The sequence below is a fragment of the Parashewanella curva genome, assembly GCF_003675895.1.
GTDB classification, from domain to species: domain Bacteria; phylum Pseudomonadota; class Gammaproteobacteria; order Enterobacterales; family Shewanellaceae; genus Parashewanella; species Parashewanella curva.
Window position 1 is genome coordinate 13,456 of record NZ_ML014793.1, and the last position, 24,294, is coordinate 37,749.

Below are 24,294 nucleotides of genomic sequence, written 5' to 3' on the forward strand. Positions count from 1 at the left end.
ATCAAAAATAAAAAAGGCGCTATTGCGCCTTAACTCAATGGTATTGATTATAACATGAAACAATACTGTTAATTACAGCACCATAATGGCGTCCATTTCAACCTGTGAGCCTTTAGGCAGCTCTTTTACACCTAGAGCAGCACGCGCTGGGTAAGGTTGGCTAAAGTAGCGTCCCATAATTTCATTGACCACAGCAAAGTGAGATAGGTCAGTTAAAAAGATATTGAGTTTGGTAATGTCAGACAGCTCACCACCGGCAGCATTACAGACAGCTTTTAGGTTTTCAAATACCTGAACAGTTTGCTCTGCAAAATCATCACTTACCATTTCCATTGTGCTAGGCACTAACGGAATTTGCCCTGATACATAGACGGTGTTATCTACTTTTACAGCTTGAGAGTAGGTACCAATAGCGACGGGTGCATTTTCAGTAGCGATAATTTGTTTTTCTGCCATTTTAAGTTCTCTTTTGAATGAGTCCATGTAGGAATGACAGTTTAACTAAAGAGAAAAGGAGATAACAAGAGAGTTTTTGGAAACGCTTATTTTATCTTTTTTAACCTCAGCTCTGTATAACGAAATCAATAACATTCTGATTTACAAAATAAACCATGAATTTTTATCTACAGTGCTGCTAATTTTGTGTAGTTCAAGGCAGAACAGTCCGTAATAGCAGGTCTATTTCGGGCTGTTCTAACGCAGAAATACGCATAAGTAGCTGTGCTGTAGAGGTTGGCTTATGCAGGGCTGAGGTTATTTAACAATTTCTCATTAAATAAAGCCTGCTTAAGGCTTTGAATTGAAGCGACGAGTCTTAACGCTTGATCGATAGCCTCATCCGTTTGACCAGATGACTTAAGGCTATTTAAATGGCTATTAAAACAAACAAAACCGTTATTGATTAATGAGATTGCGATGCAAGCATAGTGGTAACCCGTGTCATCCTCAATATTCAGCTGTTGAAATGGCCGCATTTTTAAATCGGATAATGAGCCACCTGCTTGCAAAGGGTGAATATTTCTGCTCATAAAATAGGGGTTTGTGACAGCCATTCTGCTGCTTGCGGTAAACACGAGCTTCTGTTCGTGTTGGGATAACTCACCAAATTCAACCTTGATAATGCCAAGTAAAGGTTCACTTTGTGATGCACAAGCAGCTGACCAAGCCACCAATTTTCTGTGTTGCGATGACAGGAAGGTTTCTTGAAAAGCGGCTGAAGTAAATAGAGAAAGCTGATCTTCAAGCGCTGGAATTACATCGAGTAATTTTTTTATGGACTGCATTTTAGTGGCCTTACTTATTACGAGATATTCGCAACACTTCCGCTAACACACGAATACGACGCATCACATTTGCAAGGTGAATACGGTCAGTAACCGAAATGCGTAAATTGATCAAATAAACACGACCATCGCGCTCTTCGGTACTTAAATTGTGAATATTAGAGTTTTCGGCGGAAACAATAGCGGTGATTTTTGCTAATGCCCCTTGGTGGTTCACGATTTCAATGCGAAGATTTGCTTCAAACTCTGCACCATCGGCATTATCCCATTGCACTGGAATGTATTTATCAGGCTCTGTTTGATAGCCACGAATATTGGCGCAGTTTTCCATGTGAACCACTAAGCCTTTCCCTGGGCTCACATGAGCGATGACGGCATCACCTGGGATCGGGCGACAACAGTTGGCAAACGTTACCAGCATACCCTCAGCGCCACGAATTGGCATGAGATGAGAGTCATTGTCTTCATCTGAATCATCATTTTCAGGTGGGCGATCGCCTATTAATCGTTGTGCAATGACGATGCTCATTGCATTACCTAAACCAATATCAGCAAGTAATGATTCAATATTGTCATGCTTAGTATCAGTCAATACTTTCTCAATGTTTTCTTGCGGAATCGTATCCAGCTTATGTTCACCTAAAGCGTGATTAAGCAAACGACGACCAAGGGCAATAGCATCACTGCCTTTCACGTTTTTAAGCACTTGACGGATTTTAGAGCGAGCTTTCGCTGTTACGACAAAATTCAGCCATGCCGCATTTGGGCGAGCACCTCCGGCGGTGATCACTTCCACCGTTTGACCTGATTGCAATGGCAAGCTTAATGGGTAAGCGTGACGATCTACTCTTGCACCTACACAAGTGTTACCCACATCAGTATGTACTTCATAAGCAAAATCGACCGCAGTTGCACCTAATGGTAATTCAAGAATACGACCATCAGGTGTAAAAACATATATTTCATCAGGGAATAAGTCGGTCTTAACGTTTTCAACAAATTCAAATGAGCTGCTGGCGCTTTGTTGAAGCTCCATCAAGCTTTGCATCCATTTACGGGCACGTACTTGGCTGGTAGTGCCTGTAGAGTTTTTATCATCAGACTTATAAGCCCAATGTGCCGCTACCCCTCTATCAGCCATTTGTTCCATGTCTTCGGTACGAATTTGCACTTCAACAGGAACGCCGTGGGGGCCAATTAATGACGTGTGCAGAGATTGATAACCATTGGCTTTTGGGATGGCGATGTAATCTTTAAAGCGGCCAGGGCGAGGCTTGTATAGTCCATGCATGGCTCCGAGAATTCGATAGCAAGTATCGACGGAATCGACAATAATGCGAAATGCATAGATGTCCATCACTTCTTGGAATTGCAGCTCTTTACTGCGCATTTTTTTGTAGATGGAATAAAGATTCTTCTCTCGACCTTTTACGGTGCCAACAATGCCATTATCGTTTAAGCGAGTGGTTATGGCATCTTTGATCCCTTGGATCAGCTCTTTACGATTGCCACGAGCGGCTTTTAACACCTTTTGCAACACATGTGCACGATTAGGATAGTACGCCTTAAAACCGAGTTCTTCTAATTCGGTTTTAATATTATGAATACCTAAACGATTAGCAATAGGAGCGTAAATTTCAAGCGTTTCGAGAGCAATTCGGCGACGTTTGTCTGGGCGCAATGAACCTAGAGTTCGCATGTTGTGAGTGCGATCGGCGAGCTTGATCAGAATAACTCGAATATCTTGGGTCATGGCCAGCATCATTTTGCGAAAGTTTTCCGCTTGCGCTTCTTTTTTATCGCGAAATTTTAGCTTGTCGAGCTTAGATACGCCTTCAACCAAAGCGGCAACGTCTTCACCAAAGAGCTCAGTAAGTTGCTCTTGAGTGATAGGGGTATCTTCAATGGTGTCGTGCAGCAAAGCGGCCATCACGGTTTCGTGATCGAGGCGCATTTCTGCAGCAATAGTAGCAACTGCGACTGGGTGGGTGATGTAAGGCTCACCGCTGCTGCGCATTTGCCCTTCATGGGCATCTTTGGCAACAAGGTAAGCCTGCTTAAGGAGAGAAATTTGTTCTGCCGTGAGATAACTCGAGGCTACTTCATTAAGACCTTCAAACAGATACAAGTTTCGCTACTCCTTTCATCAATCCTTGTAAGAACTTAGTTATTTACTAGGCTCAAATCATCAACTAATTAAGTCGATGATTACAGTTGACGACCTTCAGCAATGGCCGCAACGGCTGCGATTTCTGCAGCTTCACGCTCACGAACTGATTGACGCTCTGCAGCATCTAAGGTGCCAGCGTTTACAAGGCCAAGCTCGATTTCTCTAAGAGCGATTACGGTTGGCTTGTCGTTTTGCTCTTCAACCATAGGATCTTTACCTTGTACTGCAATTTGGCGAGCACGACGGGCAGCAACCAAAATCATGTCAAAACGGTTGCCAATTTGTTCAACGGCATCTTCTACTGTTACGCGAGCCATGTATTAGAACTCCAATCCAAAGTTTAATCGAAAAAATGACGCAAAATTCTACACGATTATAGAGATTCTGCCAATAGACCCTTAAGCATACCATCATGTCTATGGGTCTGACTAGTAAGTGTTAGGCGTTGAGCGCGAACAATACCTCTAAGATCAGCCAGTGCAGTATCGAAATCATCATTAACAATGACGTAATCATACTCATTGTAGTGGGAAATTTCAGAAACCGCTTGCGCCATACGCCCAGCAATAATTTCAGCACTGTCTTGTCCACGGCCGGTTAATCGACGCTCAAGCTCGGCTTTTGATGGCGGTAAAACGAATACGCCAATAGCATTAGGCATAAGTTTTTTGACTTGTTGTGCTCCTTGCCAGTCGATATCAAGAAAAACATCAATACCTTTGTTAAGTGTGTCTTCGATTACCGTCTGGGATGTACCGTAATAATTACCAAAGACTTCTGCCCACTCGACAAATTGCTCTTTTTCAATCAATGCCTTAAATTCACTCTGGCCGACAAAGTGATAATGGACCCCATCTTCTTCTCCTGGACGCGGTGCGCGAGTGGTATGGGAGACTGAAATTTGCATATCCTTTGGACGATCTTGCATTAAGGCACTGAGTAATGAAGACTTTCCCGCTCCACTTGGGGCTGAAATGATAAAAAGGGTTCCTTGGGCACTCATGGGCATCTGATCCAGTTTTTGATAAATGTTCTTGAAATTGGTGCTGGTTTTCATGGTCTTGCAAGGTACAATTTCAAGTATAATAATTTGAGAGCGTTATTGCTTTTAAGCCATAACGCTGAGATAAACCGTTATTATAACGCATCTTAATGAAGCCTAAATAGGGTTATTACGTGTTACTGAATTCTTTATTTTGTTTTCGTGGTAAAGACTCTGGATTGCGCACACTTGCCATCCTGTCTGCCAGTTATTTTTTTGCCTTAATTTGGATGGCATTATTTGGTCTGAATGCCAGTATTGTTATTCCTACTTTACTTGGGGCTCCTGTGATTAGTTTAACTGGATTTCGCCGAGTGCGTGATGCTCAAAAGCCTCAATGGTGGAGTTACGTTATAATTGTGGCTTGGCTGATTTGGGCTTTAATGGTTTATTTCACAGAAAGCTGGAGTGTAGGCTTAATAACTGGAGTGATGATGTTATTACTCTCCAGTTTCATTGCCTTGCCAGCCAGCCAAGGGCAAGGACGTTATGTACTAGGTTATCAAGGCCCGGTTACTGCTAATGTGGCAATGAGCCGTCCAGCCCGTAGAGTTGAGCCGAGCCTTGACGGTGCTTCTGAGCCAGTATTTATGGATGATGCTAGTGTTGAAGAGCAGCAAGAAGAACCAGAATATCACCACCAACCCAATCGGATCACTTGGTTAGATAAACTGCCTCTGTCGCGTCAACAAATCATAATGGCTGCCATTGGCATAATGGTTTTAGTGCTATCAGTGATATTTCTAAGCTTTGTCTTTTCTTCTGAATCCAACGATGATGCTAATGTTGAGCAGCAGGTTTCTCCAGCAGAGCCTTTGGTGGAGCGAACTTCTGTAGAGTTTAAAGATGGATTTAATTTATCTCTTGAAGGCGACAAATTGTTTATGTCGTGGAATGGAGATACAGGGCAACCACAAACCCTGTGGAGTCTTGCTACCGCTAAAGGGGATAAAGACTGCCAAAATTTGACCTTTAACAATGGTTCAAAGTATCGACCTATTCAGGTAAAACTGTTGCCAGATACCAGTACCGAAGCCCAATTTTCGCCTTTGGATACGGCGAGCATTATTAAAGATGTCGCATTGCGTGGTAAAGCTCAGTTATGTGGGTATTCGTTTAGTTTGAAAGGCACTCAGGCAGTGCTATCGAAGAATAAGCAATTTAGAGCCTATATAGAATAACTTGATCGTCCTATTGATAAAAAATGCCGCTGATTCAGCGGCATTTTTTTGGTTAAATACAATGAGATTACTATGGTTGTGGAGGGTTCACGATAAACGTCTTATCGCTAATGATGCCCAGTTTACCATCAATAGGTGCTTTTGACTTATCTTCATGGAACACTTTAGTTGAAAGCACAATGCCTTCTCTCTCTAGAGGAGCCATTGTTACTCGTTCAACAGGTTCGTTGCTATCATCTAGTTTTTCGAAGGTTAAGTGGCCTTTTTCATCGATCTTCCAGCGGATAGCCACTGATGTTGATGAGGCTGTACCCTGCCAAGCTCCGACTTTCCAAGGTGTTTCATCTGAATCTTGTGAGCTCAGAGTGATTTTGCTCTCTTGATCTCCATTGTCATCATATGAAATGAGAGGAGTATCATCTGCTGTGAACTTTTCGGGAGGCAGAAGTCCATAGCTAACCAAGAAAGGCTGGCAGTTGCTTACGGACACATCATAATCAGATTTGGACAACAGCTTGCCGTTGATGCTATTTCCGGTAGCGCAAGGCGTGATCCTGCTTTTTAATTGGATGATGAATTGCTCTATCGGGCTACTACTGAGTTTTTCAGTGTCCATATTATTGCTGATGTCATTCATAGCTGCCATATTAACGACAACGCCATCCATTGGCATTGAGAAACCTTTATGACCTTGTCTCACTTTGTCGTCAGCCTCGGTATAAAACATGTCTTTTTTGGTGTTACCTGAAGTATCGAAGGCTAATACTTTCTCTGGAACTGTCAGCACGGCCAGTATCAATTTGTGAATGATGGTTGCCTGTTCTTTCCAGCTCCCTGTTGCAAATAACGATGCTTCTTTTTTAGAGCCATCGTCGGCTGTTACCATTTGTACAAGGTAATAGTTAGCTATACCTTCCGCTGAGCTGTTTTCAGGTAGTAAAAGCTCTGCGACGATATAACGACTGCCATTGTAAGCGACGACGGCGCCTTTCAGTTTTTCGATATCGCCATTAGACGGTTCTGTAGAGGTGATATCACTTAAAGATACTGGATCAAGTGTAACGACATTATTGTTATGAGCAGAAACTCTTGTGAAACAAGTTCTGCGATCTAGCTCATTGCCGATTTCGCAAGCTAGAGGGTTATCAAGCATAAGAGTTTCTTTATTGATAGAAGATGTCACTTTCATGGCTTTAGCATCATCGCTAAATGTTGCATCACCAGACATGAGCTTCATGTGAGTTTTCATGCTTGGATCACTTAAAAACTGCGTATCCGTATTCAAATCCTCTAAGGTGTGCTCTAAAGCCGATAATGTGGTTTTGAGATCAGGGTTACTTTTATTAACAAGATCAACCTTAGTGCTATCACTATTAGGCTTTACCTCGTAAACGTTATCGGGACGCATCCAGTCCCCATTGCCATCAGGTACCAAAAAGTCATGTTTTTCTGGCTTTGGAAAAGCAGCGAGAGATGGATTATCTCTATCGGCTTTTTTCTGGGTTTCATTCAACATTTGGTTTTCAATATTAAATGAGTTCACTTGAATATTAGGAACAACATTGTCCTTATCCGATGTAAACTGATGGATAGAATTATCAGTAAGAGCCTCTTGCAGATTGGCTGGGGTGCTTGAATTTGAAGCGGCTAATGCTTTGACTTGCTCATCAAGCTTATCAGTCTGTAACTGCATTTTAGCTAAAGTGGCTGAATTGATATTTGCAAAGTCTGTATCCTGACTCGCACCGCTTTCAGCATGTTGATGAGCGACTTTATTAATGGTCGGCATGCTGTCGATTTGTTTTTGCATGACAAGCTTCATAAGCTGTTTGTGTGTGACATTGGCACTGTCAGGAATAGAAACACCGTTAAATGCAGGTGCACCGCTTGGGTTTGTTTGGATGCCTTCGTAGGCGTTGCCCATGTTGTATGTCATGACTAAGAACATATTTTTTATATGCATCGCCATTTCTTTTATTTTAGGATTAGAAGATTTGGCTGCTTCTTGGTGATTTTTATACTTTTCTTTTGCTTGTTTAGCTGTTTCGGCTTCGACTTCCATAATCGATTTAACCAATTCTTCAGCTTCTGCCCTTGTAATTTTGAAAACGTCCATGTAGTGCTTAACTTGAGCCGATTCAGGGCTTACGGTATTGGAATTGGCTGGAGCCGACATCAAATAGGGTCTTTTTACCGCTTTATTAGTATCTGAATTAATGGCTTCAGTACCGACCTCTGCAATCAGAGGTGACTGAGTTAGTGCAGCATCAGTGAGGTTTTCAAATTGATATTCACCGTTCGTACCTGAAATGACTGATGGCTCTGCATCATCACACTTGGCGTTGTCATTGGTGTCCATACAAACTTTTGCGCCTTGTATATAACCGGCGCCAGCCATGACTTGGCCTGCTAAGGTGTTAAGTTGGGGTTTATTCTCTGTGCTGTTATTACTACCACCACAAGCAGAGAGTAGTCCTGCTAGTAAAGTGGCTAGAGCGGTATACTGCATTTTCATTTGAGTGACTCCTTTACTCAAAACAACTGTTCATTAAAGGTAGTCGATAGTTTGAAAATTTTCCTATAAGGATTGTTTGACGGTAAATCGAAACTCTAGTCCTTGGATGGAAGGATCTGAATTGATGGGGTAAACCAGATCAATATGGCCAACACTATTGTTACTGGATTTTGATGAATAAATTCTCAGTCCTGCACCTATGCTTGTGAGTATTCCTTGATCTTGATTGCTGGTGGTACCCGAACCATAGGCTTGGCCGACATCGGCAAACGCAACCAAGGCAATATCAGCGAGTTCAAATAAATTGATATTAGGTATACGACGAATTTCTGCACTCAATAACCAAGTATTATCACCATGTTGATATTGAAGTGGATAGCCTCTTAGTCCTGAGTCATCCCCTAGTGAGTTTAATAAATCTAAGGGCAAGTTATTGGTAAATGACAGCTTCGCTTTTGAATAAAAGATCCATTTAGGGTTAATGAAATGAAAAAATTCACTTTGAAGGTCTAGGCGATAATAGTCACTATGGGAGGTCGCTAAGGTTGCGTTTCCATTTAAACTGAACAGCCATAAATTGTTATCTTGTTGATGGCCTTTGGTTGTATGGATATTGATATGGTAGCCCGGTAAATTATTGTTGCGCTTATCGTCTAATTCAAACCCTAGTTTGAGAGTATGTGTCCAACCTAAATTAATATCTTCATTTTTATCTAGCACCCGCACATTGTTGAACTCATGATAATCATTTTGAATGTATTGAAACCCCACCCATGGATAAAAGAACTTTCGATCTTTTGGGATCACAGACAATGTACTGGTAGGTGAAAAACGATCTTGTTGTTGAGTTACACCCAATCGAAATCGGGATAATGCTTGCTGATCATTATGTAATAACCAACCATATTGCCCACTATAAAAGCGAGTGCTGTGAGCAAATTTATTGACAACATCACCATTTTGCTCAATTTCATCCACACGATGATCATCATCATGGGTGATGGAAAACGAGGTTTTAGTCTGATTTGAATAAAAGGGTTTGATCAGAGACCAGTCTAACACCTGACCATCGCTGTTTCGTTCATAGCCGATAGTGGCAATACCATGTTCAATCCAATTGATGGGAGCTGAAACGCTTGCATGATATCCGTTTCTGTCTCTTTCATGGTTATATTTCAAGCGAGTACGAATACCTAAGCCCATCAGGTTGTCATCTTTAACGCCAACAGAGTAGCGACTCTCATTACCTGTACGATTGAAATCTGCGGTAGGCAGCAGTGACCAATTATCCCAAGTTTCTACCACTACCGTTTTGCTCGTTGGTTTGATTTTGTTTTTTAAAGGTGCGAAGTAGACCTTTGCATCACGCAAATAGCGTTTGCTGCGAAGAATACGTTGCGCTTCATTTAAATCTGCGCTGGTGACCTTATCCCCCTGTTGGAAAATCAGATGATTACGGATAACCGACTTTTTAGTGGTTGTGTGCAATGAGTTTGCCCAGTCATGGATAAAGAAATTGTCCTTGCTGGATTGATCAAAAATAGAGTGATTGATGATGGTGATTTGATTGATAACAAAGGCCTGCTCGTCATTCGCCCATACGGGTGAAAGCTTAAACAAGCAGAAAATGAAAGCTAACAGCATAACGTGTTGCTTGAACATTGCCATATTATTATCCGACCTCAATGTTAAGCAGGTCTCGTTGGTTTTAAAAAGTGAAGTGTTTTCTTTAGTGTAGCCTAGATAATTAAAGGAGAGGAGCAAGCCGCCATGTTATTATGACGGCATAAATGGGAATTAAACAGGAGATTGTTGGGGATTATAACTCTCTACGAGGAGATACAACCACGTTAGCAAAAATTAGCCCTGCGATTAGAGACATGAAAATCAAGAACACTTGTGTACCAATGTGGGATTGATTCAGCATGGTTTCACCCGCAATTAAAGAGTTCAAACCAATATAGGTTTTGCTGCCCGGTACCAAAATAACGATACCTTGCAGTAACGCAATGGAAGCAGGGGCTTTCATCCAACGAGCAAATAAATTGGAGTAAATCCCAACGGCCATCGCACCGAAGAAGATACCTATTGAGTCACCGATGTATTTACCACCCAAAATCGCGAAAGAAAAGGCGATGATCCCTGCTAATACTCCCCAAGGTGCGTCTTTAGGTCTGGCTTTAAACATGATAGCCAGACAGATAGATAATAATGGTACGGCAGTCCATACCGAACCTGTGGGCAGTGGCATTGACTGGGTCGGGGTTACTGTACCAAATACGGCATGACCAATGGCTAGCCCAAGAAATGCGCCAAAATACAGTTTAAATAACAGCATTAAGGCATCCATAATTCGAGCAGTACCAGAAATCAAATCCCGAGAAGCTAATTCCGCTAACCCAATGGTTAAGGCTAATCCTGGGACAAAAGCAATTACCCCCGATAAAATGACCACAGGAATGTTGATACTCGAATCGAATAATGCAGCAACGCCGCACATCACAAAACCGCCAAACAACGTGGAAAGCGGTTCTAGCATTTCAGCCATTTTTCGAGAGCGTTCAGCAATAAGCACAAAGGCAAAAACAATAAAACCTAATGCACCAGACCAAAATACATCATTCCAACTGGTGTTCATCAACATGGCAAAAGCGGCGGCAGAGACGGTAAATGCTAGCCAAGTTAACGCGGTTCCATAAGGATTTGGTTTATCTGCTATTTCGTCTAGTCGATCTAACGCTTCATCTAGATTTCGTTGTCCAGAGATCAACTCATCTACTAATTCATCGGTCCGAGCTAATGAACCTAAATCCAACTCTCCCGGTTTTACTCGAGCAAGGTGGTTATATTCATGCTCATCATGGTGATGAAGCACAAAGGTCATTGATGTTGGTGAAATAACGAAGTTGCCCTCAAGCCCAAGGCTTCGAGAGACTTTAGTTAAATGGGCCTCAAGTCGATACGCGGGAGTACCAAACTTGTGTAAAGCTTTGCCTAACTTAATGATAAACTTGCGTTTAATTCGAAATTCGTGGTCGTTCACTGTCAATGCTCAATAAATAAAGGTTACATCAAAAACAATATAATTAAATCAACCAATTGGTCGTTATAAATTTGCGCGAATAATAGCTGATTTTTTGGAATTATGAGAGCTTTATTTGACCAAAATATGATGAAAATTTGATAATGTTGCTGATACGCTTAAAAATCAAATTTTTAGTAGATTATTGTCGATAACATAACTGAAGTAATGTTGTGTTATCGCTCAATTTAACCGTATTTAAGATTTGCTGAACTCTCAGCTGTTGTAGTGATTGTTGACCGCCTACGGTTCTATAGAATTTAGAGGTGAGTTTTTGCAGTTGAGTTGACAAGTTATCTTCTGTCATTCGTCCCGCTTGTTGCTCTCGAATCAATTTTGCGGCTTGATATGCCAACTGACAAGTTAGGCTGTATAGGTAATCGTCTGATAGTTGGAAGTCGGAATCCAAAGGCTGAATATCAGGGATTTCTAACAAGGCTTGAGATTGGTCACCAATCCAAATTGAAAAAATATAGTTTTGTGATGTAGGAGTCTCAGCCTGAATCGATTGCTGCTGAATTCTGTGTGTGGGAGTGAACTCTATACGAATGGCATCAGCTAATGGAGTCTCACCGTGAAGACAATGCTGTAACATATAGAGTCTTCTGATTTGATCATCTCTTAGGTAACCGGGTTTATCAAAGCCATTAATTTTACGAGGGATATTTGGACCAAGGTGAGTGGCATTATAGTGATCGCTGCCGTCGGTTACATAAGCGATATTTTCGAACAATTGGGTAATGGCATCATACTTTGTGTTTCCACGAAACACATAGTCAACTAATTTATCAAGCCAACCCATAGCTGCTGCTTCCTCTTTTGAGGTTGCGCAGGCTATTTGGCAAAGCCTTTGCTGTGTTAGCTTTGATAAATCGTATGGCTGAAACCCTGATGTAATCACTGACATTAATTAGGCCTATTTTTAGGTGCCCTTGAATAGTTTTAGCAATAGAAAATTAGAGTGCCAAGGTATCTAAACACAGTTTAATTTGTTGGTAATAATCAATGGTTCGGACACTTTTTATAAGTAATTGAATTTACAAAATTTTATAAATTGAATCTGAAAACACAGATTCATTAAAATTCAATGACTTACTAAATATTGAGGCGCGACCAATCAAAAACTGTCCGAAGTATTGAATAATGAAAAATGTTGAATATTTATTCACTGGAGAGTAACGTTTACTTCGAATGGACGATGATAAAAATGGATGTCACTAATTTTATCTATTGAGGTACTCAACATGAAAATCTCTAAAATCGTCAAAAAACTTAGTCTTCTTGCCCTTGCCCTGCCTGTTTTTGCTTTAGCTCAACCCTGTCATTCAACAGACAAAAAAGTTCAAGCAAGTAATTATAATGTCAATCCCGGCTGTGTTGGTTCTCCAACAGGGGCTGACTTTTGCAAGAGTGCCGCTAAAGGGGCAAAACTGAAAGGTTGTTACCCTATTTTTAACTCGTCATCTAAAGTGAGATTGTATTTTGTTTACTCACCATCGTATAAAAAAGGTGTAATTAATCAATGCGTAACAAATAATAGTCAATTTAGTAAAAGTGATACGCCTACGGATGTTGAAGTGGCGAACATATCGACTGACGCCATCATCTACAACGGGGAAATTAAAAATAATGTTGGGCTAAAGTGTGATGAAACTCAGTGTAAAGCATGGCAATAAAAGAAGAGCCGCTTGACTGAGGCCAAGCGGTTTTTTTATAAGGAAATTTAAAGTCCAAAAATCGTCTTTTCGCTTTTTAACGCTTTTTCCATTCCTAATATCAATCCAATAGACAGCAACAAAGTTATTAGGTTTGATGCCATTAAAGGTGCCATATCGATGGCTTTACCTTTGATAAAATCCATTAACGCTTGTTGCTGACCTGAAACGGGCAGCCATTGTAAAGTATCAGGAGCTAAATCGTAGCTGGTGGCGATAGACAGCATCATGGGCACAAACAAGGTAAACGAAATATAGGTTTGAGCCTCTTTGAAGCTTTTTGCGAAAAACGAAACAAAAAGTTGTAATGTTGATGCCATAATCGCAATTGGCAACGCCAATAAACAACCTAAGACGACAAACTCAAAACTCACGTTTATGGTAAAGCCTAATTCTTGCCATGGCACAATAGTGTAGGCAGCTTTGGATACCAGCAAAGTTAATAATAGCCCTGTCATCGCTAGTGTGGTTACTGCTAACACCTTAGATAATACGATTTGACGAGTCGACAGTGGGTGGCTGAGTAATAAGGTTAAAGAGTTACGTTCACGTTCACCAGCGCTGGTATCTATGGCATGGTTCATACCGCAAATAAACACTGCATAAATGATACTTAAAATAGCAACTCCGAAGATAAAACTTCCTTTTGATTGTTTGGTCGCTTGATCTTCCATGACAACTTTAATTGGTTGTACTACGGCAGGGTTAATACCACGAGCAATCAATCTAAGGCTTGCCATCTCACTACTATAGCCTTGCAAAGCACGTTGAACACGGTTGATTGAACTTTTAAGCTTTTGCTCTGAGTTATCAGCGATCAAAGTCACTGTTGCGGGTTTTCCTTGATTCATGTCTTTGGCAAAGTCATGACTGATCGTCAATGTAATCGCTTTAAGATCTTCACCTGTACCGTGGGTTATACCACGGCTTTCAAGATAACGGACTAAATCAGGCGCGTTTTGAGATTTTTTAATGGTGATATTCAAATCACTAGGACTTGAAAACTTATTGATCAACATAAAAAATATGCCGCACATGAGTAATGGTGAACCAATGGCATAGTACATCACCGCCATTACCGAGCGTTTGTCACGAATCGCATCGACCAGTTCTTTTTTGAGTAGGGTATTTAAGAGTTTCATCATGCTGCGATCCCCTCATCACTGCCAATCAACTTGATAAAGGCTTCTTCCAATGAGGTTTCACCTGCCATCTCACATAACTTTTCTGGGCTGCCTACAGCTACCACTTTGCCTTTTGCCATCACGATAACCTGATCGCACAAAGCAGCGACTTCTTGCATAACATGGCTGGAAAACAATACACAGTGGCCTTGCTCTTTTAGTTGTTGCAAGTTACTTCGCAGTAAACGGGTACTCATAACATCTAAACCACGAGTCGGTTCATCTAAAATCACATTAGTAGGTTGGTGGACGATGGCTTGTGCTAATGCGGTTTTCATACGTTGACCCTGAGAAAAACCTTTACAGCGGCGGTCGGCAATATCGTCAAGTTTTAGCATTTGGATAGCGCGTTCAGTTGCGTCTTTAGCCTGTGCTTTTGAAAGACCGCTCAGTTCAGCAAAGTAACTGATGTATTCTCTTGGCGTTAAGCGTTCATATAAACCGAAAGGATCAGGGAATAACCCTAATTGTTGTTTAGCGGCAATGGGATCTTTTCGTACATCAATACCATCAATTTCCGCTACGCCATCGTCAGGCTGTAGTAAGCCAAATAAAGTGCGCAGACAGGTTGTTTTACCAGCGCCATTGGGGCCGAGTAGTCCTGTAATTTGACCGTTTAACGCTTTAAAGCTCAAATCATCCAGAGCTTGTACATCACCAATCCGTTTCGATAAGTGTTTAACTTCTATCATGGCTTACTCCTTAGCCTTAGCTGGCAGTGGTTCAACGCTACTGGCATTGAGGTAAAAACTGCGACGCAGATCTTTTTTAAGGCACTTATCGTCAAGCTTATCGACATTGCCTTCGTTGACGAGCTGAGCGACTAACTTATTACCACAAGATTGTAATGCGACACCGTGAGTCGCGTATGGAGCAATAAAGTGTTTGGCATGAGTTAACTTTTCTTCAGCTAGGTGTCCCCAAGACGGTGGTGTTGCAGGGTCGAGTTCCCCTGACAGCAACAGTGTTGGAATTGCACTATCAATAGCATGACTAAATGAAGCCTTTACAGCAGGCATATTCCAGACAGGGCAAGTTTGTTCAATGACTTGGAGCAGTGAACGGCCAAAATAGCTAGCGTCAGCTTTGGCTTTAAGCTCTGGTGTCAGTCTAGGTAAGTCTTCGCCACACACGACAGATGCATGCATTCCCATGGCTAAATCTAAACCAGACTGAGTAATGGAATATAGACCAAGAATAGATTGATAGTTACCTTTGTTGGCTTGATGGATTGCATAAGGTAATAGTGAGCGAATGTTACTGGAATATAAGCCCATACGAATAGTGCCAAGGAACTTGCTTTTGGTGAGCAATAAATGAGTCGGTTCGCCGGTAGAGGGATCGTTTACCTTTCCTTGATACGGTTGATCGTGTAAGCGTTTCGAGGTGGTTAAATAATCCCGTTTTAATTCAGGAAACGCCTGATCACACGCTTTAGATTGCCTACAGTCTTGGAATAACAATTCAACAGAACGGTCGATAGCTTCACCAATAGCAAGCACACTTTGTTGCATCGGTACCACACCGTCTAAAGTCACGGTTGCGAGTGATTGGGTGTAATGACGCATATAAAGTTGTGCCATGCGGCTGCCATAGGAAATGCCATATAGATGGAATTTTTGGTAGCCCAACGCTTTTCTTACGGCTTCAAAATCACTGACAGCAATATCACTGCTGTATTGGGTTACGTCTGCTTTTTTCGATAAATCCGATAAACACTTCTGTGTTTCCTTTTGGTTGTCGACAGTTTCATCGTTAAAAGCTAGTGCATCGATATTATCAAATTCACAGTTAAGAATATTAGAGCGACCGGTACCGCGTTGATCGATGAGTAAAATATCTCGAGTTTCGCGGATTTTAGAAAAGGTTCGATTAAATCCTGCGGCATTATCTATAGCCGATTGCCCAGGACCTCCGGCAATAGCAACAAAAGCTTCACTAGGGTGCTGGTTTTTAATGGCAGGCAAAATGGCATAATGAATATCAATATTACGTGCGTTAGGTTTATTTGGGTTCTCAGGAACCGTCACCATTCCGCAAAGCACTTTTTCACTTAAGCCCTTTAGATAGCAGGATGATTGCTCACCTGTAGTGTTTGTTAGGTTAGCTTGCGCTGCTACTGAAAGTGCTGATTGAACTAAGCCAATGAACAATAGGGCTGCCCATTGTGATTTATTCACTTTCATTAAGCGGGCGCTTTTGAGCATCCATAGCTGCATGAAATGTCCCTTATTTTGATGAAATAAACGCCTTAGCCTAATGAGTCATTATTAGAAAATCAAACGACAACATGATTGAAATTGTAATGGAGTGTGAGTGTATCGTTTCCCCTAGAGTGCTTTTTTACTTTTATCAGTACGGTGTTCATATTATTTGAGTAAAAACTCTCTGGCATTCCAATACAGTTCCGCTACAATGCCGAAAAAAGCGGAACAGTTGTAAGCTATTTATTATGTCGTTAGAGCAGTATCAGTTAATTTCTTTACTTCGTAGCCAAACTCGTAGCCAACCAGACGCCATCGCCCTTGAGGGCTATGATGCCATGGAAAAATGGCGTAGCGTGAGTTGGCAACGTTTTGAAGATGTTACCCAACAATTGGCACAGTGGTTGATCCACAATGGTGTTCAAACACAAGACAGATGTGCCATCATGTCGAAGAATTGTCCACAATGGACATGCGCTGATATTGCCATCTTAAAAGCCAGAAACGTAGTAGTTCCCCTTTATCCAACCTCTACAACAGATCAAGCCGCATTCATTATTAATGATTCTGAAGCTAAGGTATTATTCGTCGATGACGAAGCGGCTTACCAACAAGCCTGTGAGTTGAAGTCTCAATGTCCAAGCCTTGAAAAGATCGTTGTTTTCGATGAAAACACTCAATTAACGTCCAATAGTGACTGTCATTTTGATGTGATATTGCAAGACAAAAGCTATTTGTGTGAAGGTGAGCTTAAGGCACGATTAACCAGTAGTGAACTGGATGATTTACTTACCCTGATATACACATCAGGCACAACGGGTCAGCCTAAAGGGGTGATGCTTGATCATCGCAATATCGCTTCTACAATTCGTCAGCATGACACTAAGCTCAAAGTCAATGCTGGTGAAGTATCACTGGCGTTGCTGCCGCTAAGCCATATCTTTGAGCGTGGCTGGAGCTTTTATGCTTTATGTCGTGGCGTAAAAAATGTTTACCTAACTGATACTCAAAAAGCCAAAGAAGCCATGGAAGCGGTAAAACCACATACTTTATGTGTTGTACCACGCTTTTTAGAAAAAATTTACAGTGCTATTCAAGACAAGGTAATCAAGTCTTCACCAGCTAAGCGCAAGTTGTTTTCATGGGCATTAGCCATTGGTGAGCAGAAATTCGAAGCTTCCCAAGGTCGTCGAGGTTCAAATCCACTGCTCGCTTTTCAATGGAAACTCGCCAACCAATTAGTATTCAGCAAGTTGCAGAAAGCCCTTGGTGGTCGACTTAAATTTATGCCTTGTGGTGGTGCAGCATTAGAAACGAAAGTTGAACGTTTTTTTCAAGCCATCGATGTGCCAGTACTTTGTGGCTATGGCATGACAGAAACAACGGCCACTGTGACCTGTAACACTGTGGATAATCGTGTTCCGGGTTCTAATGGTCAGCCGCTAGATGAAACTGAAGTTAAAATCGGTGATAACAATGAAATCATGGTTCGTGGCGATACCGTGATGCGTGGGTATTATAATCGACCCGATGAAAATGAAACTACGTTTGAAGATGGTTGGTTGAAAACGGGTGACGCAGGTAAGTTTGATGACAATGGTAATTTGATCATCACTGATCGCATTAAAGAATTAATGAAAACCTCAAACGGCAAGTATATTGCGCCACAACGAGTTGAAGGTAAAGTTGGCTGCTGCCCTTACATTGAGCAAGTAGCAGTGATCGCCGAATCAAAGAATTACGTGACAGCTTTGATTGTACCCGCGTTTGAAGCGTTAGAAGAATGGGCGAAAGAGCAAGGTTTAAAATATTCTTCTCCCCTTGATTTAGTGCGTCACAGTAAAGTGATCGATTTGTTTGAGCAGCGTTTAAAAGAAGTACAACAAGAGCTGGCCAATTTTGAACAAGTCAAAAAATTCACACTGCTTTCGGATGCATTCTCAATGGAAGCAGGGCTAATCACACCAACCTTGAAGCTACGTCGTAAGATGATTTACCATAAGTACGACAGCGAAATTCGCGCTATGTATAAGTAAATTTAAAAAGCCGCAGTCAACATATTGCGGCTTTTTAGTTAGGGAACAAAAATTTATGACACAAGGATACACCACTCATTTTTCGCCGCGCTTTAGCGAAACTGACGGGCTTGGACACATCAATAACACTGTGATCCCTGTCTGGTTTGAAGCTGCTCGCGATCCTATCTTCAAAATCTTTGTGCCATCACTTGAGATCAGTCATTGGAACTTGATTTTAGCGGGATTTTCAGTGGACTTTAAAGCGCCAACATTCTATGGAAGTGATGTAAAAGTCGTGACCAGTATTAGTCGTATCGGTAACTCAAGTTTTGAAGTGCATCAGAAGTGTTATCAAAATGATGAACTTACAGCCGAAGGCCGCACTCAAATGGTGCATTTTGATTACGAAACCAATCGTAGTCAGCCAATCTCAGAAGGCATTCGGGCTGAGCTTAAACAATGGTTGGTGGATTAATCTAGAGTGCTTGAGCGGAAACTTAAGTTTCCGCTCAAGAAAGGGCTTACAGTGAAAGGTCGTTAAAGCTAGTGATCTGCTGATATTGAGATTGAACCCCAGCATCACGTGACATTAGACAAACATTCAGTCCAGCCGCTTGAGCTGCTTTTAACTCTTCTTGTCTATCAGAGATAAACAACACTTGCTTAGGTGATAAGCTGGTGGTGTTAAGAATATTCAAATAAGCCTGAGGATCGGTTTTGTTACCGGTTCTAGTATCAAAATGACCGCTGAACAAAGGTGTTAAATCACCACCGTCACTGTGGGCAAACAATAACTTTTGCGCATCTACAGAGCCAGAAGAAAAGCTATACACTCTCATATTGTTTTCTGTGTAATGCTTAATAGCTTCAATAAAATCTGGGAAAATGTGACCAGTAAATTCTTGCTCATCATAGCCTTGTTTCCAAATCAAACCTTGAAGTGTTTTTAATGGCGTGGCTTTACGGTCGTCTTTGATCCATTGCTGTAAAATAGCGGCAATACGAGCGATATCGGCATCGGGTTCAAGTGCCATTTCGCGAACATCACAGATACAACTGTCCACGAGCACATCATTTTGATGCTGCTCTAAAAAAGCGGGCAGTTTTTCTAATGAATAAGAAAAAAGGGTGTCTTCAATAAACGATAAATCGGTTGTTGTTCCTGCGGTATCAACAACTATGGCTCGGATCCCCATAATGCGAACTGGCTCCATTTTCAACAAATTTGAGTGCGAGATTGATCCTAAATTGAAATCAGGTGTTTGACCAGAGATTTCAGTATGCTTTGGAGATTAATTTATATTGTTTTGAGTTAAGACAATAACCATCGTTTAAAGTCTTCATGAGAATGAACTTCAAGCGTTGGAATAATATCAGTTTCATTGGGAAGTTGATGGCGATTATACCAACAGGTATCAATCCCAAAGCGATTTCCGCCTATAACATCTGTATGCAGATTATCACCCACCATGAGTACATTCGCTTTTTCAGGGTGCCCCATTCTTTCAAAGGCATACTCAAAGATTTCTGGGCTAGGTTTTCCTACACCCACTACTTCAGAAATCACCAATAAATCTAAATATTGGTCAAAGCCTGTATTGTGTAAACGACCTTGTTGTAATCCTGTTAGCCCATTGGTAATAATGCCAATGTTTACATCCGGCGTTATGGATTTCAGCAATTCATGGGCACCTGGCAGAGGTTGGCATATTTCTGCCATTGACGCTAAGAAGTTGGCGTTAAGAGTTGTGGCTGGCACATTTAAACGCTGAGACCAAGTGTGAAAGCGCTGTCTTTGCAATGTATTGGTATCGATTTCATGGGCTTGATATTGGTCCCACAAGGCTTTATTCGTCTTCTGATATTCGGCGTAGTCATCTTCTGTAAAATTTACACCATATTGAGACAATGCATGTTTAAGGCCTGAAAAAGCATCAAAATCGAATAAGGTTTCATCGGCATCAAACAGCAGCCATTGGTATTGTGAAAGCTTCAAAAACTACGAGCCTCTTAGGTAAATAAATCCCCATTCACACTGGAATATGAATGGAGGAGTGAAGGGATCATTTTAAAGTATAAGTCACATCCACTCTATCATTGATGGTGATTGTCTTATTCTCATAAGTTTTCCCCGTCGATTTTTCGGAATACATCATTGCTTGGCGCGGCATTGAATCTTGATAGCCATTACCTGAATAGTTGATTTCCCAAACTCGGCCTAATTTTTCACCAAAACCTTTAGCCAATGATTTTGCTTTTGACTGTGCATCTCGTATCGCAGCCATTCGTGCTTGCTCTTGGTATTTGTCCATCTGACTACTGCTGTACTCAATGTAGTTAATTTGGTTCATACCTGAAGCAATACTACTGTCTAGCAAGGTATTCAATGTATTGAGGTTGTGTACGACCACCGAGACTGTTCGAGTAGCCTTGTAGCCTATCATTTCCGGTGCTTGATTTTGAGGGTAGTGATATTCAGGTTGAACTGTCACATTAGCACTGTCGATGTCTTTATCTTTGATGCCTGCTTTTTTTAGTTTCTTGCTAAGAGCAACTACGGCCTTGTCAGATTCGGTTTTGGCTTGTTTAGCTGTGGACTGATGAACAGAAACTGAAACATACATGGTGGCCATATCGGCTTTCACTTCCACAGTACTCGTTCCTACTGTTTGTATGTGAGGTAGGTTTAATTCAGTGCTGTTACCAGTCGCAGGTAAGAATGATAAAAGCACAGCACTCAATAAGATTAACTTTTGTTGATATGTGGTCATAAAAACTTATCCAAAAAATGAATCGATGAGATATGTGTTGTACCAGTAGCTCTTTAATTGTACAAGCTCTAGAGGTTTGGCTTGCCTTAAGAAAGAACCGGTGTGTTCTGTTAATGTTAACAACAATTAACATGACCATAACGTGATTTAGATTTAACATCCTGATATTAAATGTATTTTGCTATGTTGTAGAAGGTGGTTTTGTTATGGCAACGTCAAGAGTTGGAACTAGTGAGGCTTTAAGATCTGGATTTGGTGAGCAATCAGCCCAAAAAACGGCTGATCGTTTATCAGAGTCAGAAGCCGATAAAAAAGTAATGCAGAAGTATGTTTCTAAACGCCAAGCTAATACTGGTTTTGACACCTTAACTTTTGCTCTTAAAGGAGCTTCTTCGAAACAGGCAAGTCTTAAAATTGCAGTTGACACTCTAAAGCTGGAATTCGAACACAATGAAGGAAAAATGGACAGTGCTTGCAAAGGCTCTATATGTGCACCTTTTAACGCACTCAAACAATTCATTGATATAAAAATGCAGTTTCCAGAAATTGCGAATAAACTGTGCTATGCCCTAACCGTTGAAAGCAAGCCTGATGTCTGGAGCTTAGAATTAATCTATAACCAACAAACAATCTGTACTTTTGTTTCAACCTCTGACAATCCATTTCATAGTATGGTTTTGCCTGCTCTTGAAAAAATCGGTGCTAAATATCAACTGTATCAACACTGCCAAGGCAAATTGGATAATGGTTGTAGTCTGAGTTACCAGGAGTTCACTGGTTTGCTTACACCCGTTTCTCCTTCTACAACAGATGGGAATATATCGCTAGAAGATGCATTTACAATGGTTAAAGCCAGTGCTGAGTTAGTGGCTAAGTTACCCGTATCAGCACGGCAATTAATTACACTACAACTCGTTGACGCAGATCCTGCCGTTGATCATTTTGCAGGCATAACAACTCAACCCAAATTCCAAGTGATTAAAATCGTTATTGGTGACGTTGTGGTTGAAGAACGCAAATATAAGATGCACGTAGGGGACTCAAAAGAAGCACAATCACAAGCAGAAACGCGTGCTTTAATGTATCAAGCAGCAATTACAAAATTACCTGAAAGAATCAAGTTATTAAAATGGGCTAAACCGAATGCGCAGGACGCTGTTGCAGTCATAAATAAGTCATTAAAAATGATTAAAGAGGCTAAAAATCTAGCCGATTTGGTAGCCGCTAGGGATGCATTAAAAACCATTCTCGATCCAAAATATCACAACCGCTTAAAGTTGACCTGTAAAATAATTGATGCACCCAATTTTGCAGTTGATGCTCGTTTCGTAATCGAAGGACTAAGAAATCAGAATGTTGAGTTTGCTTGCTGTGTTGAAGAAGATGACGTGCTTATGCCCTCTGCCGATTACTTAACCTGTCTTGAACATAACTTCATACCAAAGCAATTATTAAATAATTTTAAGTCTAAAAATGGAAGTGATAATGCAACTAATAAACCGGTGACTGTAACAAAAGCATCCAGCAAAGCTGATATTGACTATTTGGTTGGTTTATTAGAAGCAATGCAACAGAAGGTCACTAAGAAAACATACGGTGACTCTAAGACTTGCCAATTTAATTTAATTGAAAGATTAGGCGAAAACTTGACGATTCCTTCCGTAAGAAAGGCTTACAAAGATTTTGTGATGGCACTTAAGCGAGTTGAGTTGGACAATGCAACAGCTGAAGCACAGAAACAAGCTGCATTAATGGAAGCACAGGCTGCCGCCAATTTAGCCGCTAAAGAAGCTGCGCAAGAGTTACAACAGCTGATGGATTCATTAAATGTCATGCCTGATAAAGAATTGCTGGAAAGAGGCGATGGCTTAATGGCTCAATTTTTTGATGCAAAGTTATCAATGGTAAGGGACGATGACTTAATAAAAAGTCTTAAGCAAACTCGATCTCATCTAACAGAACTAAAGGGTATGATTGAGACTGCAAAAATGGCACTCGCTAAACTCAATGATGACATATCAACAACAAATCTAGCCAAGAGAGTAAGTGAAGGTTATGAACAGATTCGAGCCTATAAGTTCGCTCATGCAGAAGCGATAAGTTTAGACGCAACGATAGAACAACAAATCCAGATTATAGAAAAAAACCTTCAAACTCATGCCGCGGAAGAAAAGCAAACTCAACTTAAAAAAGCTCAAGAACAGCGTTTAGCTCAAGTACTTCAACAAATTGAACAAAATGCTAGTTTGGGAGCTGCATTAAAAATACGACATGTGAAAACCTTAATCCAAGCTATTCAATCATCGGATTTACCTAAAGATCAGGTCGTTCGACAATTTAATAATCTGCATTCAATCATGTCGCCCCAGTTTAAGAGCAGATTCCAAATCCATGAATCACAGATAGATCTGACAAGCAAAACTTTCATGCTCGAAGTTGATGAAGCTGTATTGGCCAAGTTTACTCTGAATACAGTAGAGGACATCGATGAATTAAGTCAGGTGAGGGCTCTAATTGGTACGTTTAAGAGACAGAATCAGAGACCAGAAGTGTCTGAAGGAGATAGAGAATGGGTACAAATGCAATGCACAGATTTAGAAAAATACCTATCTCCTATACATGGTGAACTTGGCGTATTAAAAGTACCAGTTCCTGAGGCTATTGAGAAAATATCAGCCTATTTTTCCATTTTGGAAGAAGCAAGTGTCGAAGACAGAGACATGAAATTACTAGATGGAGAATTACAAGGCTTGGTTTCACAATTAGGTGGAGTCGATATTTTGAATGAACCAGAAATCAGTCAGTTTTGTAATTCTCGTTCGATCAAAACGAATCAAGAGACTTTGACCTGGAATGCGGCGATTAGCAATATTTTAGCTGTAGCTGTTTAGTATTTTTCCCCATAGTGTTCTTGGAGCATAAAAAAGCCAATCTTACGATTGGCTTTTTTCCTTTAGGGTGCGCCGAGCATGGCGTTGTTCTAGGAGGTGAAAGTCCTCTATGGGCTCAGTCGAGCGGGAACCGTTAGCCTATGCAAGGGTGTTCATCGTGAGGTGAAATCTGAAGGAAGCAAATGGCAAAACGTAGCTGTGACGAACAGAAACCTGATAGTAGGCTGTTATGACTTGG

Annotated in this window: 20 protein-coding genes; 5 read left to right on the forward strand and 15 right to left on the reverse strand. The window is 41.1% G+C overall.

Annotated features, from left to right (window positions below):
• Nucleotides 1–72 precede the first annotated feature (72 nt).
• The 5 genes from D5018_RS13870 to gmk form a co-directional block, all read right to left on the reverse strand.
• Nucleotides 73–456: a RidA family protein gene (locus D5018_RS13870; RefSeq protein ID WP_121839597.1), complete on the reverse strand. Its 384-nt coding sequence runs from the start codon at nucleotides 454–456 to the stop codon at nucleotides 73–75.
• A 281-nt stretch (nucleotides 457–737) separates the two neighbouring features.
• The gene (locus D5018_RS13875) at nucleotides 738–1,283 is read right to left on the reverse strand and encodes a carboxymuconolactone decarboxylase family protein (protein ID WP_121839598.1); all 546 of its coding nucleotides are present in this window, start codon (nucleotides 1,281–1,283) and stop codon (nucleotides 738–740) included.
• A gap of 10 nt (nucleotides 1,284–1,293) precedes the next feature.
• Nucleotides 1,294–3,411, reverse strand: coding sequence for a bifunctional GTP diphosphokinase/guanosine-3',5'-bis pyrophosphate 3'-pyrophosphohydrolase (gene spoT / locus D5018_RS13880; protein WP_121839599.1), 2,118 nt, complete (start codon nucleotides 3,409–3,411; stop codon nucleotides 1,294–1,296).
• 80 nt (nucleotides 3,412–3,491) lie between these two features.
• The gene (rpoZ, locus tag D5018_RS13885) at nucleotides 3,492–3,770 is read right to left on the reverse strand and encodes a DNA-directed RNA polymerase subunit omega (RefSeq protein ID WP_121839600.1); all 279 of its coding nucleotides are present in this window, start codon (nucleotides 3,768–3,770) and stop codon (nucleotides 3,492–3,494) included.
• Between the two features lie 56 nt (nucleotides 3,771–3,826).
• A complete protein-coding gene (gene gmk, locus D5018_RS13890; protein ID WP_121839615.1) occupies nucleotides 3,827–4,456 on the reverse strand; it encodes a guanylate kinase in 630 nt (209 codons plus the stop codon).
• 173 nt (nucleotides 4,457–4,629) lie between these two features.
• On the opposite strand from gmk, the gene D5018_RS13895 reads away from it, so the two are divergent.
• Complete coding sequence (locus D5018_RS13895; RefSeq protein WP_121839601.1) at nucleotides 4,630–5,676, forward strand: hypothetical protein; 1,047 nt, start codon at nucleotides 4,630–4,632, stop codon at nucleotides 5,674–5,676.
• A gap of 70 nt (nucleotides 5,677–5,746) precedes the next feature.
• Here D5018_RS13895 and D5018_RS13900 read toward each other — a convergent pair whose 3' ends face one another.
• The 4 genes from D5018_RS13900 to D5018_RS13915 all read right to left on the reverse strand — a co-directional run bounded on the left by D5018_RS13900 (nucleotide 5,747) and on the right by D5018_RS13915 (nucleotide 12,180).
• Entirely contained in the window at nucleotides 5,747–8,191 is a 2,445-nt protein-coding gene (locus D5018_RS13900) for a hypothetical protein (RefSeq protein ID WP_121839602.1), read from the reverse strand.
• Nucleotides 8,192–8,254: 63 nt separating this feature from the next.
• Entirely contained in the window at nucleotides 8,255–9,859 is a 1,605-nt protein-coding gene (locus tag D5018_RS13905) for a BamA/TamA family outer membrane protein (protein ID WP_121839603.1), read from the reverse strand.
• A 151-nt stretch (nucleotides 9,860–10,010) separates the two neighbouring features.
• Nucleotides 10,011–11,234: a threonine/serine exporter family protein gene (locus D5018_RS13910; protein ID WP_121839604.1), complete on the reverse strand. Its 1,224-nt coding sequence runs from the start codon at nucleotides 11,232–11,234 to the stop codon at nucleotides 10,011–10,013.
• A gap of 181 nt (nucleotides 11,235–11,415) precedes the next feature.
• Nucleotides 11,416–12,180 (reverse strand): hypothetical protein, encoded by a 765-nt coding sequence (locus tag D5018_RS13915; protein ID WP_121839605.1) that lies wholly within the window; start codon nucleotides 12,178–12,180, stop codon nucleotides 11,416–11,418.
• A 337-nt stretch (nucleotides 12,181–12,517) separates the two neighbouring features.
• Between D5018_RS13915 and D5018_RS13920 the strand changes: the two genes are divergently transcribed.
• On the forward strand, nucleotides 12,518–12,949 hold the full coding sequence (locus D5018_RS13920; protein ID WP_121839606.1) for a hypothetical protein: 432 nt from the start codon (nucleotides 12,518–12,520) through the stop codon (nucleotides 12,947–12,949).
• A gap of 47 nt (nucleotides 12,950–12,996) precedes the next feature.
• Here D5018_RS13920 and D5018_RS13925 read toward each other — a convergent pair whose 3' ends face one another.
• The 3 genes from D5018_RS13925 to D5018_RS13935 are packed head-to-tail and all read right to left on the reverse strand — an operon-like array spanning nucleotide 12,997 to nucleotide 16,391.
• Nucleotides 12,997–14,130: an ABC transporter permease gene (locus tag D5018_RS13925; protein ID WP_416351545.1), complete on the reverse strand. Its 1,134-nt coding sequence runs from the start codon at nucleotides 14,128–14,130 to the stop codon at nucleotides 12,997–12,999.
• Nucleotides 14,130–14,864 carry an ABC transporter ATP-binding protein gene (locus D5018_RS13930; RefSeq protein WP_121839608.1) on the reverse strand — a complete coding sequence of 245 codons (735 nt, stop codon included), beginning with the start codon at nucleotides 14,862–14,864 and terminating at the stop codon, nucleotides 14,130–14,132. The genes D5018_RS13925 and D5018_RS13930 overlap by 1 nt, the downstream gene beginning before the upstream one ends.
• A 3-nt stretch (nucleotides 14,865–14,867) precedes the next feature.
• Complete coding sequence (locus tag D5018_RS13935; protein ID WP_121839609.1) at nucleotides 14,868–16,391, reverse strand: alpha/beta hydrolase; 1,524 nt, start codon at nucleotides 16,389–16,391, stop codon at nucleotides 14,868–14,870.
• Between the two features lie 233 nt (nucleotides 16,392–16,624).
• Between D5018_RS13935 and D5018_RS13940 the strand changes: the two genes are divergently transcribed.
• A complete protein-coding gene (locus D5018_RS13940; RefSeq protein WP_121839610.1) occupies nucleotides 16,625–18,412 on the forward strand; it encodes an AMP-dependent synthetase/ligase in 1,788 nt (595 codons plus the stop codon).
• Between the two features lie 55 nt (nucleotides 18,413–18,467).
• The gene (locus tag D5018_RS13945) at nucleotides 18,468–18,869 is read left to right on the forward strand and encodes an acyl-CoA thioesterase (RefSeq protein ID WP_121839611.1); all 402 of its coding nucleotides are present in this window, start codon (nucleotides 18,468–18,470) and stop codon (nucleotides 18,867–18,869) included.
• A gap of 46 nt (nucleotides 18,870–18,915) precedes the next feature.
• Here the strand turns inward: D5018_RS13945 and mtnC are convergent, their stop codons facing one another.
• The 3 genes from mtnC to D5018_RS13960 form a co-directional block, all read right to left on the reverse strand.
• Nucleotides 18,916–19,590 (reverse strand): acireductone synthase, encoded by a 675-nt coding sequence (mtnC, locus tag D5018_RS13950; RefSeq protein ID WP_121839616.1) that lies wholly within the window; start codon nucleotides 19,588–19,590, stop codon nucleotides 18,916–18,918.
• A 116-nt stretch (nucleotides 19,591–19,706) separates the two neighbouring features.
• Nucleotides 19,707–20,390 (reverse strand): pyrimidine 5'-nucleotidase, encoded by a 684-nt coding sequence (gene yjjG, locus D5018_RS13955; RefSeq protein WP_121839612.1) that lies wholly within the window; start codon nucleotides 20,388–20,390, stop codon nucleotides 19,707–19,709.
• 67 nt (nucleotides 20,391–20,457) lie between these two features.
• The gene (locus D5018_RS13960; protein ID WP_121839613.1) at nucleotides 20,458–21,165 is read right to left on the reverse strand and encodes an oxidative stress defense protein; all 708 of its coding nucleotides are present in this window, start codon (nucleotides 21,163–21,165) and stop codon (nucleotides 20,458–20,460) included.
• Nucleotides 21,166–21,371: 206 nt separating this feature from the next.
• Here D5018_RS13960 and D5018_RS13965 point away from each other — a divergent pair, with 206 nt between their 5' ends.
• A complete protein-coding gene (locus D5018_RS13965; protein ID WP_121839614.1) occupies nucleotides 21,372–24,056 on the forward strand; it encodes a coiled-coil domain-containing protein in 2,685 nt (894 codons plus the stop codon).
• Nucleotides 24,057–24,294 lie beyond the last annotated feature (238 nt).